Genomic DNA, 15275 nt, shown 5'->3' with positions numbered 1-15275 from the left:
GAGAGGTTTTATGAGAGTATTAATAACAGGTGGCTATGGTTTTATCGGTTCTCATGTAGCAGATCGATTTTTTAAAGAAGGCTATGAAGTGCATATTATCGATAATTTAGTAACCGGGAAAGTTGAAAATATTACATTTAAACATAAATTTTATCAGCTTTCGATAGATGACCCGAAATGTCGGGATATCTTTGCTGCTTATAACTTTGATATCGTTGTCCATTTAGCAGCGCAAGTAAGTGTGGCGACATCGATGCAAAATCCTAGCTATGATGCACAGAGCAATATCGTTGGTCTCGTTCAAATGCTGAAATTTGCGACGGAATTTAAGGTGAAGAAATTTATCTTTGCTTCATCAGCAGCTGTGTATGGGGAGCAGGCTTTGCTACCAATAACGGAGGACATGCCTACAAATCCGATTTCACCCTATGGATTAAGTAAGCTTGTAGGAGAAAAATATTGCAGCAATTGGGCAGCAAGTCAAGGGTTAGCATCCATTTGTTTCCGCTTTTCAAATGTTTATGGCCCGCGCCAAACGCATGAAGGAGAGGGCGGTGTCGTTTCCATATTTTTGGAACGCCTTTTAACGAATAATGTGCTTCAAATTCACGGGGATGGTCATCAAACACGGGATTTTATTTATGTAGGAGATGTTGCATTTGCAATCTATCGCGCTTCTCAAAGTTCGCTCACAGGCACTTATAATTTGTCCACCAATACCGAATCCAGTGTCAATGATCTTATTCGCCATTATGAATCGTTACATGGAGCTATTCAAACGATTCAAGTGGCTCATCGTGAAGGGGATATACAACGCTCTGTTTTAGATAACGGGCGTATCATTCAAAATTTAGATTGGGTGCCCATGTATTCGCTCGAAGAAGGGCTGCAAAAAACATATGAATGGGGTACAACACGGACAACAACTGTACAGGCGGTTGTTAAGGAAAAGAAGAACATTCCAAATTGGTATAAGCATATTAAATCATACCTAGAAAACGCGGTATTATTCTTCATTTTAAGTGTACTCGTACTAAACATAAATATGCCGGTTTTATCCGTTTTTGAAGTTGGTATTTTCTATATTATTACGGTCGGTGCGATTTACGGGAATAAGCAAGCATTCTTTGCGGTTTGCTTATCCATTAGTTTGCTACTGTTGGATTATTTCCGTCAAGGACGAGAAATCGTTTCACTTATGTATGATACAACATTCTTTTTTCAAATCGCCATTTTCTTATTCATTGGCTTAGTCGTTGGTTATTCTGTGCAGCGAAAGAATATTAAAATTACGGAACAAAAAGAAGCGCTAGAAAATTTCCGTATGCGCTATGACTTTTTAGAAACAATTCATGAGGAACTGCGCGATGTAAAGGATGAATTACAATTACGTGTATTAAATAACGAGGATAGCTTCGGGAAAATTTATTCTATCATCAAAGAGTTAAACGAGGTAGAGCCGGAGAAAATTTTTACGAGTACGATTGAGGTTGTACAAAAGATTATGCGTTGTGAAAATGTCTCCATTTATTTATTAAATAAAGATGAAACATATCTTCGACTAGTAGCAAGTTCGTATTTACAAAATGAAAAAACATATTCGAGCTCATTAAAAGTAGAGGATACACCGTATATACAGCAAATCATTAGCACAAATACTCTTTTTGCTAATCGAAAATTACTTGCCAATGTACCCGTAATGGCTGCACCCATTTACTATAATAATACGATTAAGGCCATTATTACGATTGACGGCTTACCCTTTACAAGCTTTTCTAACTATCATGAAAACTTATTCAAAGTAATTGCAGGTTTAATCGAAACATCACTAAGCCGTGCCTTTGAATATATTCAATTTACTGAAGAAAGTCGATACATCGGGCAATCCATCATGCTCCAGCCAGATGTATTCCATGAAATATTGAATAGCAAAATACTGGCAAAAGAAAAATATAATATGCCTTATGCCCTAATTAAAATTCCTGCCATCGCACATACATCGCAGCAAGTGGCTGAAAAAGTAAATCATTTATTGAGGGAGACCGATTATATTAGCTATTTGGAAGATACGCTTTATATTTTACTTTCAAATACAAAGCAAGGAGATATCCCGCTTATTATAAATCGATTTAATAACATAGGTATCGAAAATGTCATTTATGATGAGGTACCGCTATGACCGCTCTCTTATTTATTTACTTACTCTATGTTGCGATTTCGGTCATTGTTTTATGGTTCTTTGCACGAGGCAATTTTCATGCTTGGTTATTTAAATGTATACTGGTTGTTTTTTTACCAATTATCGGTTGGTTGATTCCGAGCATTTGGCCGAAAAAGATGCTTAAAAATGAAGGTGACCAGTTCAATGCCTATATGAACGCCCAAACAGAGGATATCCCAATCGAATTGCGCTCCTCAAAAACAGTCATTGAAAAAGAGCGTGAATTAGCGGTTGTTTCGATTGAAGAGGCGCTCATTATTAGTGACTATACAACTCGCCGCCGCGTTATGTTGGACTTATTAAAGCAAGATGCGATGAACTATTTAGACATTTTACAAACGGCGGTGTTGAATGATGATACGGAAACATCTCACTATGCTGTCACAGCGGTAATCGAAGTGAAACGTGAGCTATCTTTACTGCTACAGAAATTATCGGTGGAATTTAGTCAAAACCCTGAAGATCTAGAAGTAGGACTCACATATGTTGACGTTATTAAAGAATATTTGCGCAGTGGCTTCCTAGATACGCAGTCCACTAAAAACTATCGTATGACCTTTATACAAGTGATCCAAACAATTATTGACAGTAATCAAGCAACAGAAGCATTATTCAATGAAAAAATAAATATGGAACTAACACTAGGCGAATTAAAGGCTGCTGAACAAACCGCACTCTTATTTAAAGAACTTTATCCACATTCAGAGAAGCCCTATTTACAATTGCTAGCCATCTATTGTGAATTAAAAGCCGCGACCCAATTTAATATCGTCTTAAATAGTTTAAAAAAGGCACCAATTACGCTAACAAATGACGCGTTAGTCACGCTACGCTATTGGTCGACTGGAGTGAATCATACAAATGAAATGGCTATGGAATAACCAAAAAATGATCTTTGTTGTCCTACTAATTTTTTTATTTGGGATCATTTTACAAATTACACGCTCTCAAATGGTATTGAAAATGGTGGATAATGAAGACATTTTAGATATGAAGGAACTCGTTGTTTCCGCAAACATGAATAAAGATCGAAAAATTGATACAGAAAATCCAGCTTATTGTATCGTTTACGATGAAAGTTCGATTGATTTAAAAAATAATGCAGAAAAGACACTTGAATATATGCAAAAAAGCACGCGAACATTTGATGTAGCAACGGAAAAGATAGCATTCGATCGCTGTCCTACTATTTTGCTCAGTACGCCATATTTAGAGGATCTCGGAACGGTGGAGGAAATAGAAAACTATGTAGCTGCTGGTGGCCATCTGTTCTTAATGAATGTGCTGACACTGAATTCCCACTTTGAAATTTTATATCGCAAATTAGGGATTTTAGATTATGAAACCTATGTCACAACAACGGGAATGCATATGAAATCGAATGTTTTAATTGGGACAACGGGAAAGACATTTTTTGAAGATGCAATGGATGATGTAGGCTTAGGCGTTGCGCTCAATAATGATGCGACCGTCTATATGGAAAGCACAACAAAAAATCCGTTACTTTGGAAATCAAATTATGGCGAAGGGGCATTTATGGTGTTTAATGGCGGATTACTTTTTCAAAAATCGTCACGAGGCATCATAGCTGGCGCCGTTAGCTTAATGGAACCGGATTATATGTATCCTATTTTTAATACAAAAACCTTTTTCATTGATGACTTCCCAGCACCCATCGCCAAAAGTCAAAATGACATGATTTACAATGAATACAAAAAAAATCTTGCGTCCTTCTATCAATCCATTTGGTGGCCAAATATGCTAAAAAGCTCTGCTAGGGCCGATATTCGATATACTGGCGCGATCATTGAGTCCTATTTGGATAATGTGACTCCACCTTTCGATAATGTGGAAGATAAGGAATTTGTCTATTTAATTTCCTTTGGTCGGGAATTGATTCAAAATGGCGGGGAAATCGGCTTTCACGGATATAATCATCAGTCTCTAACGATGGACCAAAAGGTTTCTTCTACGTTTGGCTATAACGCATGGAAAAGTCGTGAAGATATGGAAAAATCCATTCTTGAGTTACAAAGCTATACAAAACAAGCTTTTCCATCCTATAAAATAACGACATATGTACCGCCTTCTAATGTCTTATCAAAAGAGGGGCGTCAGGCATTAATCAATAGCTGGCCTGATTTAACTACGATATCTTCTCTCTATTTGGAAGATATCAGCGGCAACTCTTACCATCAGGAATTCGAAGTTGCAGACGATGGCATTATTGAAATGCCGCGTATTTCCTCTGGGTATGCCCGCACTGTTTCTGATGACTGGGCAATCGCTAATACATTAACAAGTATCGGTGTATTTTCTCACTTTGTTCACCCAGACGATGTTATTAGTTCAGACCGAGCTGGGGGCAGCTGGTCAGAAATGTATGAAGAGTTTGATCACTTTATGACTACCATTCAAGAAACGTATCCTTGGCTTCGCGCAATGAAGGCTTCAGAAGCAGCAATGGCCATTGCTTCCACTTTGCAAACGACGACTATAATCGAAAAAGAGGACAATGTCGTGAAAGGAACAATCGATAATTATTTGAATGAACAACATTTTATATTACGAACGGATAAAAAAATTAGCAAACTTGAGAATTGTAAGGTTACTAAAATTGATGACGGTGCTTATTTAATCAAAGCTTTAGATGCACAATTTGAAGTGACATTAAAGGAGTAATAATAAAAGATGAAAATTTGTTTAATCGCAGAAGGTTCTTACCCTTACGTAGCGGGGGGTGTTTCTAGTTGGATTCATAGTTTGATGCATGCGATGCCAGAGCATGAATTTATCATTTATGCGATTGCCGCTGAACGTAAACAGCAAGGGAAATTTAACTATTCATTGCCAGCAAACGCAATTGAAGTCCATGAATTTTTTTTAGATGATCATTTATATGAAGAAGCCAAGTCTGGAAAGCGTTATCATTTAAGCGATGTGCAAAGAAACAGCTTAATTTCATTAGTAAACGGTTCAAATAATGTAGACTGGGCCGCATTATTCCAGCTGATTAGAAGTAATCATTTCACAAATGTTGGTGAGTTTTTATCAAGCAAGGACTATTATGATTTAGTAGAAGATTTGGCGAAAACAAAGTATACGCATGTGCCTTTTACGGAGCTATTTTGGACGGTAGGCTCCATGCTTTTACCTTTGTTCATGCTGGTGCGCGGTGACATTCCAAAAGCCGACATTTATCACGCGGTTTCGACCGGCTATGCCGGAGTGGTAGGTGCCCTGGCAAAAGTAATTTATAATAAGCCGCTCATTTTAACGGAACATGGCATTTATTCAAGGGAGCGTGAAGAAGAAATCATTAAAGCACATTGGGTAAAGGGCTATTTTAAAGATTTATGGATTAATTATTTTTACACCTTATCTAATTCTATTTATACATTAGCCGACGAAATTATTACATTATTCGAACGTAATAAGGAAATTCAAGTGGAACTCGGTTGTGACCCAGAGCAAATACGTATTATTCCGAATGGCATTGATATTCACGATTACCGTCATATTGTTCGAACCGTTCAGGACGATACAATACGAATTGGCGCAATTGTACGTCTTGTGCCGATTAAGGATATTAAAATGATGATTCAAGCATTCGCATTAGTAGAGCAACAACTGCCGAATGTCGAATTATTTATTATGGGACCAGCCGAGGAAAACGAGGAGTATTATGAGGAATGTATGCAGCTTGTCCAGCTATTAAATAGTCAAAAAATTACGTTTACAGGTATGGTTAATATTAAGGAATATTTAGGGGATATTGACTTTCTGCTGCTTTCAAGTATTAGTGAAGGTCAGCCATTAGCAATATTAGAGGGCTTTGCTTGCAGTAAGCCTTTTATTTCAACGAATGTGGGAAGCTGCCGAGAATTGATAGAAGGGCGTCCCAATGATCCGTTTGGCCCTGCCGGATTTATCGTACCCGTTATGCATTATGAAGAGATGGCGAATTACATCGTTAAGCTCTGTTTAGATGAATCACTTAGACTGGAGATGGGGCAAAATGGGTTTAATCGTGTGTCATCTCATTACACACGTCAAGCGTTTATTAGGAGCTACAAAGAAATCTATCAAGAATTAGGGACGGTGAGGTAAATGGCTGGAATTGGTTTTGAACTACGAAAGCTATATCGAGAACAAGGGCTTGCTCAAAATATTAAAGCGTATAGCTATTCCACGATGACAACAGTCGGACCTATGATTCTTTGTTTAATCCTTGTATTCGTACAGCAAATGATGATGCGTGAAAACGATAGTACCTTTCTTCAAAATGAATTATTTATTGCGACCATTGCCTATAGCTTTGTGTTTTCAGTTATTGTCACTTCAGGCTTGTCGATGCTTGTGACAAGATTCATCGCAGATAAAATCTATGAACGTCAATATGAGCAAATTATTACGGCTTATTACGGTAGTTTAACTGTCATGATACCGATTGCTGCCATTATCGCCGCGCTGTTTTTATGGGGTGTTAATGAACATATCAGTTATAAAATTGTCGCGTATATTTATTTTATTGAGCTTATTACCATTTGGATTCAAAATATTTTCTTGTCTGCTTTAAAGGATTATAAGCGTATTTTTAGAGGGTTTTTAATCGCCGTCGTCCTTTCGATTTTAACAAGCTTTCTTTTGTTTTATTTCACATCATGGGATCCAGTTGTTATTGCACTACTTGGGATGAATATCGGCTTTGCAAGTATTATTATCTGGTCATCCTTGCATTTTGAGCATGTATTTCCACGCAATAAGCAGCGTGATCATTTTCAATTTTTACGAATAGTTAAAACCTATCCAGGAGCACTATTTACGGGGCTATTCGTCTATTCAGGGGTCTATATCCACAATATTGTTTATTGGTTATTTGCAGATAATCATGCCCAAATTTCAAATCAGTTTTTGCTGATGCCACTTTATGATGTGGCCGTATTTTATGCCTATCTAACAGTGGTACCATCCTTAATATTCTTTGTTGTTATAATCGAAACCGACTTTTATGAGAAATTTTTAAATTACTATAAAAATATTCTTGATGGTGGCACATATGAAAGTATACAGCAGGCAAAACAGCGCCTACAAAAAGTAATCATCCATAAAACAGGCTTTTTAGCAGAAATTCAATTATTGTTTACAACATTATCCATCGCGCTTGGTATTTTATTATTACCAAGAATGGGCTTCTCCATGGAACAATTAGATTTATTTATCATTTTATGTTTCGCTTATTTCTTTTTTATAATGATGTTTTTATTACTCCATTTACTCATGTATTTCGATGATCGAAAAGGATTATTAGTAATAAGCGGAACTTTTATCGTTTTGAATGCCAGTTTATCGTATATCACAATGGAATTTAACTGGCACGGTATGGGGATGTTTATAGCGTCTTTTATCGGACTATGCTTAACATTTTTCCGATTAAATTATATTTCAGTAAATATTGACTACGGTACGTTCTGTCCACAGCCATTATTAACGATTGGGGCTAAAAAAAATTCCAAAAATTTCTTTAGGAAAAGACCGACAACACTCCTATCCATTGTAGTGCTTACATTCATTTTAACAGGATGTAACGAAGATGTAGTAGTCGATGATGTGGAAGCCAATTCAGGTCAGCCGACAACCTCCATAATAAACCGTATTCAAATAGACGATAAACGGCTTTATGAACGAGATCAAGATGATTCGATTAAAACACTGTATGTAACGGTTTTACCGAATGAAAAAAATCCTGAGCTCGATTGGTATGGATTAAATCGCATTACAGAACGTTATAGCGAAGAAAAATTAGACATCATCGTTTCTGAGGGGGAACCAAATGGTGCTGGACCAAAATCAGGCATGTTCGGGGCGAATGAAACAAAAGCGAATGCAAAAATTAGCATCCGCGGAAATTCAGCGCGAAAACAACCACAAAAGTCCTACAAAATTAAGCTGATGGATAGTGCGGGTACTTGGAATGATCAGAGAACAATTAATTTAAATAAACATGTTTCTGATGGTAGCCGACTATTAAATAAGCTAAGTTTCGACCTAATGGAACCGATACCAAACATTTCAAGTTTACGCACGCAGTTTGTTCATCTTTATGTAAAGGATGCAACATCTGGATCAACGAACTATGTCGACTACGGCTTGTATACACAAATGGAACAGCCGAATAAGCAATTTTTACGGAACCATCTTTTTGATCCGAATGGCTATCTCTATAAAGTTACTTTCTTTGAATTTAATCGCTATCCAGATAAAATACGAGCTAGTACCGATGAAAAATATGACAAAAAAGCCTTTGAATCGATTTTAGAAATAAAAGGGCGAGAAGAACATGAAAAGCTTATTAAAATGTTAGAGGATGTTAATGACTACAGTCTCCCTATTAATGATGTCATCGAAAAGCATTTCGATGAAGAAAATTTACTAACATGGGTAGCCATTAATATTTTAATGGACAATATGGATACAGATGCCAATAACTTTTTCATTTATTCCCCCTTAAATTTAGATACATGGCTTATCTTACCATGGGATTATGATGATGGTTGGGATGCTGGACGTAGCCAAAATTTCGTTAGACCATATCAATCTGGGATTAGTAATTTTTGGGGAAATCGTTTGCTGAATCGTTATTTTAGAGCGCAAGAAAATGTGGATAAATTAACAGCCAAATTGGAAGAATTGCACGCAACCTATATTAACGAAGCAATGGCAAAGAAGCAATTAGACTTATATGTTCCAATCGTCAAACCGTATGTCCAACGGTTTCCTGACAACCAGTACTTGCCGATTGTTAGTAAAAATTATGATCAAGTCCTACAAAATATTATAGAGACACCTAAAAACTCTTTAGCACTTTATTATAAAGATCTTGAAAAACCAAAACCTTTCTATATGTCGCAGGAAATTCCAGTAAAAGAAAATGAGCATATCTTCGAGTGGGAGGTATCCTATGATTTACAAGGGGATGATCTTTACTATGATGTGACAATTGCTCGTGACCCGAATATGCAGCAAGTCATTCATTCTGAAAAGGGTTTACGTACGAATGAATATCGCGTTCCGAAATTAGATAAGGGCGTTTATTATTGGGAGGTAACCGTAACAGATACACAAGGCAATCAACAAACGTCATTTGAAATGTACAAAGATGAAGAAACAGGTATCTACCATTTTGGTGTACTGCGATTTGAAGTGAACTAGCAGCACATAATCTAAGTAACATTTCGATTGATACTGAAATCAGGTGAAAATTTGGGCATGAAATTTGCAAAACTAGCACTCTTTATATTAGTTCCATTTATTAGTGTGGGCTGTTCCGAAAAATTACCGAATGAAGATGTAAAACCGAGCTTAGCACAATCAACAATACCAGCCGACAATCGTATTCAAATAGACGATAAAAGACTTTATGAACGCGATCAAGATGATGCAATCAAAGCCTTATATATAACGGTTTTACCCAATGCAAACAACTCCGAACTCGATTGGTACGGATTAAATCGCATTACCGAGCGTTATAGCGAAGAAAAATTAGATATTATTGTTTCAGAAGGTGGGCCAAATGGTGCAGGGCCACAAGCGGGCATGTTTGGAGCAGACGCAACGAAAGCAAATGCGAAAATTAGCATCCGAGGAAATTCATCACGCAATAAAACGCAAAAGTCTTATAAAATTAAATTGCTGGACAGCGCGGCGACTTGGAATGATCAAAGAACGATTAATTTAAATAAGCATGTTTCCGATGGCAGTCGATTATTGAATAAATTAAGCTTTGATTTGATAGAGCCAATTCCGAATATTTCAAGCTTACGCACACAATTTATTCATCTTTATGTGAAAGATACAACTGCTGGATCAACGGAATATGTTGATTATGGCTTGTACACACATATTGAGCAGCCTAACAAACAGTTTTTACGGAATCATCTTTTTGATCCAAATGGTTATTTATATAAGGTCAGCTTTTTCGAATTTAATCGTTATCCAGACCAAATTCGCCCTCATACAGATGAACTGTATGAGAAAGAAGCGTTCGAATCTATTTTAGAAATTAAGGGGCGAGAGGAGCATGATAAGTTAATCCAGATGCTAGATGATGTCAATGATTACAGCATACCGATTGATGAAGTCATCGAACGCCATTTTGATGAAGAAAATATCCTTACTTGGGTAGCAATCAATATATTGATGGATAATATGGATACAGATGCCAATAACTTTTTCCTCTATTCTCCTTTAAATTTAGATACATGGCTCATCTTACCTTGGGATTATGATGGCGGTTGGGATGTACAGCGCAGTAAGGAATATATAAGACCTTATCAAGCGGGGATAAGCAATTACTGGTCGAATCGATTATTAAATCGGTATTTCAGAAAACAAGAAAATATTGAGCAATTAACAGCTAAAATAGAAGAGCTAAACGCCATGTATATTAATGAAGAAACGATACTAAACCAATTAGATTTATATAGACCTATCGTCAAACCTTATATACAACGCTATCCCGACAATCAATATTTACCAATCATCGGTAAAAACTATGATCAATTCGTAGAAAGTATCGTAAAAACACCTGAACATGCGATAATGCGCTATTATGATGATCTCGAAAAACCAAAGCCATTTTTTATGTCGGAAAAGATTCCATTGGAGGGCAATCAGCATGTCTTTGGTTGGGAAATTTCCTTTGATTTACAAGGGGATGATCTTTACTATGATGTGACAGTCGCCCGTGATCCGTACATGCAGCAAGTGCTTTATTCAGAAAAACGCTTGCGAACAAACGAATATCGCGTCCCCAAATTAGCTAAGGGTGTTTATTATTGGGAAGTGACCGTAACCGATGCACAAGGCAATCAACAAACGTCTTTTGAGCTATATAGAGATGAAGAAACAGACATCAATCATTTTGGTGTCCTACGATTTGAGGTGGAGTAATGGCTTTTGAAAATAAACATTTTCGACATGAACTAAAATATTATATTACGTATTTTGAAATGATTGCACTACGAAAAAAGATAGCTAGTTTTTTATCACTAGATAAGCATGCGACGAGCCCAGATGGCTATAATATACGAAGCTTGTATTTTGATGGAATGCATGAGCATAGCCTTCACGATAAAAATGACGGAATTTTCGGACGCGAAAAATACCGCATTCGTATTTATAACGAGAATGATGCCATTATCAAGTTGGAACGAAAGAGTAAATATGGTGATTATATTAATAAAGAGGGTGCACCATTAACTCGGGAAGACTATGACGCCATTTTGCGCGGTGAATACCATAGTTTAAAAGAGCGTCCCGAAGTGCTCACTCACGATTTTTACCGCGCATTAGAATTCCGGCGATTTCAGCCTCGCGTGATTGTAGATTACACACGCGAGGCCTATATTTATGAACTAGGGAATGTGCGCATTACATTTGATAAAGAATTACGCGCAGGCATTAATGGGATCGACTTATTTCATAAAAATAATGTCTTTCAAGAAATTCTTTATCCAGAACAAGTCATTTTAGAAGTAAAATACGATGATTTCTTACCAGATGTCATTCGGCAATTACTTCAGCCCGAACGCTTAACACGTTCGGCGATTTCAAAATATGTCCTCTGTCGTGAAAGAACGATTCAATACTTTAAAGTATAAATAACAGCAACCACTTTTATTATAAAGCAGCAATTAAAGGAGTTTATTTATGGATGATCAATTAAATTTCCAAAATATTATTAAAAAAAGCGTACTTAAGCTAGATTCTTTTGCTAGTGTTTCATACTTGGATATTGTTATCGGATTACTGTGCTCATTCGGTATTGGTATGTTTATTTATTGGGTGTATAAGCGTTGTTTCCGTGGTGTCGTTTATAGCTACAACTATAATGTATCATTTGTTTTAATGACGATGATTACGACGCTTATTATTATGACCATTAGCACAAATATTGTCCTATCTCTAGGGATGGTTGGTGCGTTAAGTATTGTTCGTTTCCGTACTGCGGTAAAGGATCCTTTAGATATCGTGTACATGTTTTGGGCAATTGCAGTAGGTATCGCAATCGGTGCAAAAATGTACCCTCTAGCCATTATCGGCTCGCTTGCATTTGGCGCAACATTAGCATGGTTATCAAAGAAAAAAGTGCGTGGCGAAACCTATTTGCTAATTCTCCAGCATAATGATGAGGCTGGGGAAGAAGTACGTAAAACCTTACAAAAATTAAATACAAAGCTAAAATCAAAAACAATCCGCAATGGGTTTATTGAAATGACGGTAGAAATTCGTTTAGTCGATGATAATACGAGTTTTATGAATAATTTAAATAGCATTGAAGGCCTGCATTCTTGTTCGCTAGTTAATTATACTGGAGATTATGCACAATAAAATTAGGGAGGGCAGTAAAATTCTTGTCGTGAAGAATAACTTGCAGTGCAACGTCTGGTTTGGTCACCAGGCGTTTTTTATTTTACTTTAAACAAAGAGGCGTTGATCCAGGTGATGGAATCAGCGCCTCTTTTGGTGTTTTAACATCATACGAAAGAATCGATATATTGTATCTATGAAATATAAACTCATGCTATAATATTTGGAAACAAATAGGGGGAGATCTCATGACGGCCATTCAATTAATTGCACCAACTCTTGCTTATAAGGCACAAATACTGACTTATCAAGATGAATTTTCTGATTGTTCGAATGGCATTGAAGGTAGTTCTGAGCTTATGTTAGCCAACAGTGTAGAAGAATGGCTTCATCAAGTTGAAAAAAATCGCCATTGGGCATCTGTGCAAGAAGGTTGGATGCCAGCAGAGCAATACATTGCAGTCGATTCAACATCAAATTCAATTGTTGGGATGCTTAATTTTCGCAAAGAGCTAAATGACTATTTATTCAATTATATTGGTCATATTGGCTATTCCATTGCGCCAAGCAGAAGACGTCAAGGCTTAGGTACAAAAATGTTGCAGCTTGCTTTAATCGAGGCAAAAAAATTCGGATTAGATCGCGTTTTAATCACATGCACAGATGACAATATCGCTTCATATGGAGTAATTGAAAACAATGGTGGCATATTAGAGGATAAACGTGTAGACCCTGGCGACCAAAAGCTAACGAGAAGATATTGGATTTCATTGTAATTGCTTCACGCAGCATTTTTTACAGGTAAGCAAGTAAGTAATGATAAGCTTACTTATGTTCAACTATTTTTTATACAGAAACTTCAAAATGGTTTTTGTAAACTCTTCATACGAAAAAGAATTGCCCTTACGCTGATTATACCATTTTTGAATGGTTGCCATGATCCAAAATGGCACAGAATTACCATCTATTAAATGATAGTATTGCTCATATCCTCTTTTTAAATGTTCCCATCGATAATCATTTCCCGGTACTGTGTACTCCGAGACATCGATGATTTTTGCTTTTCCATTTTGAAGTATAATATTTTTTAAATGGATGTCACGTGGGTTAAGCCCCTTACTCTGAATAAACGCTCGTGCCTCCTCTACTTCATTTACCACCTGTCTCGGAATGTGAATGCCTTGTAGAACACAGTCATAGAGCGTTTTTCCTTCTTCGTAACTTAAAACCAAGTATTCCTCGTATGAAGCAAAACAGGTTGGGAAGAAAGAAGAATCACCTAATCGTTGATAAATACTTGCCTCTATTTTTACCTTGTCTAATTTGTCCTGGGCAAAGATTTTAAATGCATAAGTGGGGGAGGAAAGAGATTGAAACACAGCAGCATCTGTCCCCACACCTATACATTTCAAATTAGCAACGTCCCCACTTATCGTTACCGGCATATTATTGGGGTTTGAGTAAACTTTAATAGTTGAAAGTGAGCCTATTTCTTTTTCCCATTCGTTATTCATAGCATTTATCCTTTCATTAACGAAATTGAACGATACTTTTTGTAGGACGTTTAAAGTTGATATTCCATTGAATTACTTAACAATCCTTAATAAGACGCTCTTTTTATGAAAAAGATACCTACACCGCCATTAAATCCCCTAGTTTAATGTGGAAAATAATTAATATGGCTGTGATCTTACTAATATTCGCGATTTTTATGCGCATCCTTATTGGTTAAGCAGGCACGTTTTTATCGTAATTAGGTAAGAAATTTGTAAATATTTGATTTATATGAAACTATCACGTGCTACTTTTCGTATTAATAATAGACGTAAAATAATCAAAGGATGAGAAGTAGTTGTTACATTATAAAATATATAGTCAACAACACAAAGAGTGGGTTGTTTTAGTGCACGGAGCTGGCGGGAGCTCAACGATTTGGTATAAACAAGTTCGTGCCTATCGAAAGCAGTTCAATGTGTTGGTAGTCGATTTACGAGGACATGGTGCTTGTGAAATAGAAAACAGCCCTACAAAATATACACTTGATTTAGTAAGTCAAGATATTCTTGAAGTGCTGGATTCATTAAATATTGAAAAGGCTCATTTTGTTGGGATTTCACTAGGAACCATGTTAATTCGTCAAATAGCCGAATCGAACCCAGAGAGATTTCATACAATGGTCCTCGCCGGGGCGGTAATACGCATTACACCAAGGCTTCACTTTTTACTGGGCTTAGCCAATCTATTTAAAAGAATTATCCCGTTTATGTGGTTGTATAAATTATTTGCGTGGATATTAATGCCTAGAAAAACACATAAATCTTCGCGTTATCTGTTTATTCAAGAGGCGAAAAAAATTAAACACCGAGAATTTTTACGTTGGCTAACATTAACGGGTGGTATGGCCAAATATTTAGTGAAATTCAATGAGAAAGATACAAAAATCACATCACTCTATATTATGGGAGATGAAGATTACGTATTTTTAGAACCCGTGAAGCGCTTAGTGAAGCTGCAATCCTCAAGTAAGTTAGTAGTTTTAAATAATAGTGGGCATGTATGTAATGTGGATCAAGCAGAAGAATTTAACAAAGTCACGCTTCAATTTTTAGCAAATGGTAAGTAGATAGAACAGTTCATTTTATCTAATATATTGTTGTTCTTGGCGAAACAAAAGCTAGGGAAT

The 15275-nt window shown here is 36.5% G+C and carries 11 protein-coding genes; 10 read left to right on the top strand and 1 reads right to left on the bottom strand.

Annotated features, from left to right (window positions below; all coding sequences use genetic code 11):
- Positions 1–10 precede the first annotated feature (10 nt).
- The 9 genes from MKX47_RS09615 (at position 11) to MKX47_RS09575 (ending at position 13368) form a co-directional block, all read left to right on the top strand.
- Complete coding sequence (locus tag MKX47_RS09615; protein WP_340773448.1) at positions 11–2179, top strand: NAD-dependent epimerase/dehydratase family protein; 2169 nt, start codon at positions 11–13, stop codon at positions 2177–2179.
- Complete coding sequence (locus MKX47_RS09610) at positions 2176–3102, top strand: hypothetical protein (RefSeq protein WP_340773446.1); 927 nt, start codon at positions 2176–2178, stop codon at positions 3100–3102. The genes MKX47_RS09615 and MKX47_RS09610 overlap by 4 nt, the downstream gene beginning before the upstream one ends.
- Positions 3083–4903: a DUF2194 domain-containing protein gene (locus tag MKX47_RS09605; RefSeq protein ID WP_340773443.1), complete on the top strand. Its 1821-nt coding sequence runs from the start codon at positions 3083–3085 to the stop codon at positions 4901–4903. The genes MKX47_RS09610 and MKX47_RS09605 overlap by 20 nt, the downstream gene beginning before the upstream one ends.
- Positions 4904–4912: 9 nt before the next feature.
- Positions 4913–6331: a GT4 family glycosyltransferase PelF gene (gene pelF / locus MKX47_RS09600; RefSeq protein WP_340773441.1), complete on the top strand. Its 1419-nt coding sequence runs from the start codon at positions 4913–4915 to the stop codon at positions 6329–6331.
- A complete protein-coding gene (gene pelG / locus MKX47_RS09595) occupies positions 6332–9433 on the top strand; it encodes an exopolysaccharide Pel transporter PelG (protein ID WP_340773439.1) in 3102 nt (1033 codons plus the stop codon).
- Positions 9434–9490: 57 nt separating this feature from the next.
- The gene (locus MKX47_RS09590; protein ID WP_340773437.1) at positions 9491–11173 is read left to right on the top strand and encodes a CotH kinase family protein; all 1683 of its coding nucleotides are present in this window, start codon (positions 9491–9493) and stop codon (positions 11171–11173) included.
- The gene (locus MKX47_RS09585) at positions 11173–11883 is read left to right on the top strand and encodes a polyphosphate polymerase domain-containing protein (protein WP_340773435.1); all 711 of its coding nucleotides are present in this window, start codon (positions 11173–11175) and stop codon (positions 11881–11883) included. Before MKX47_RS09590 ends, MKX47_RS09585 begins: the two co-directional genes overlap by 1 nt.
- Before the next feature lie 49 nt (positions 11884–11932).
- The gene (locus MKX47_RS09580; RefSeq protein WP_340773433.1) at positions 11933–12613 is read left to right on the top strand and encodes a DUF4956 domain-containing protein; all 681 of its coding nucleotides are present in this window, start codon (positions 11933–11935) and stop codon (positions 12611–12613) included.
- 227 nt (positions 12614–12840) lie between these two features.
- Positions 12841–13368, top strand: coding sequence for a GNAT family N-acetyltransferase (locus MKX47_RS09575; protein WP_340773432.1), 528 nt, complete (start codon positions 12841–12843; stop codon positions 13366–13368).
- Between the two features lie 63 nt (positions 13369–13431).
- On the opposite strand, the gene MKX47_RS09570 is transcribed toward MKX47_RS09575, so the two are convergent.
- Positions 13432–14106 carry a serine/threonine protein kinase gene (locus MKX47_RS09570; RefSeq protein ID WP_340773430.1) on the bottom strand — a complete coding sequence of 225 codons (675 nt, stop codon included), beginning with the start codon at positions 14104–14106 and terminating at the stop codon, positions 13432–13434.
- Positions 14107–14444: 338 nt separating this feature from the next.
- Here MKX47_RS09570 and MKX47_RS09565 point away from each other — a divergent pair, with 338 nt between their 5' ends.
- On the top strand, positions 14445–15215 hold the full coding sequence (locus tag MKX47_RS09565) for an alpha/beta fold hydrolase (protein WP_340773428.1): 771 nt from the start codon (positions 14445–14447) through the stop codon (positions 15213–15215).
- The last annotated feature ends 60 nt before the right edge of the window (positions 15216–15275 follow it).

Origin of the sequence: Solibacillus sp. FSL R7-0668 (assembly GCF_038006205.1) — a bacterium.
GTDB lineage: Bacteria > Bacillota > Bacilli > Bacillales_A > Planococcaceae > Solibacillus.
This window is presented reverse-complemented; position numbering and strand designations above follow the sequence as displayed.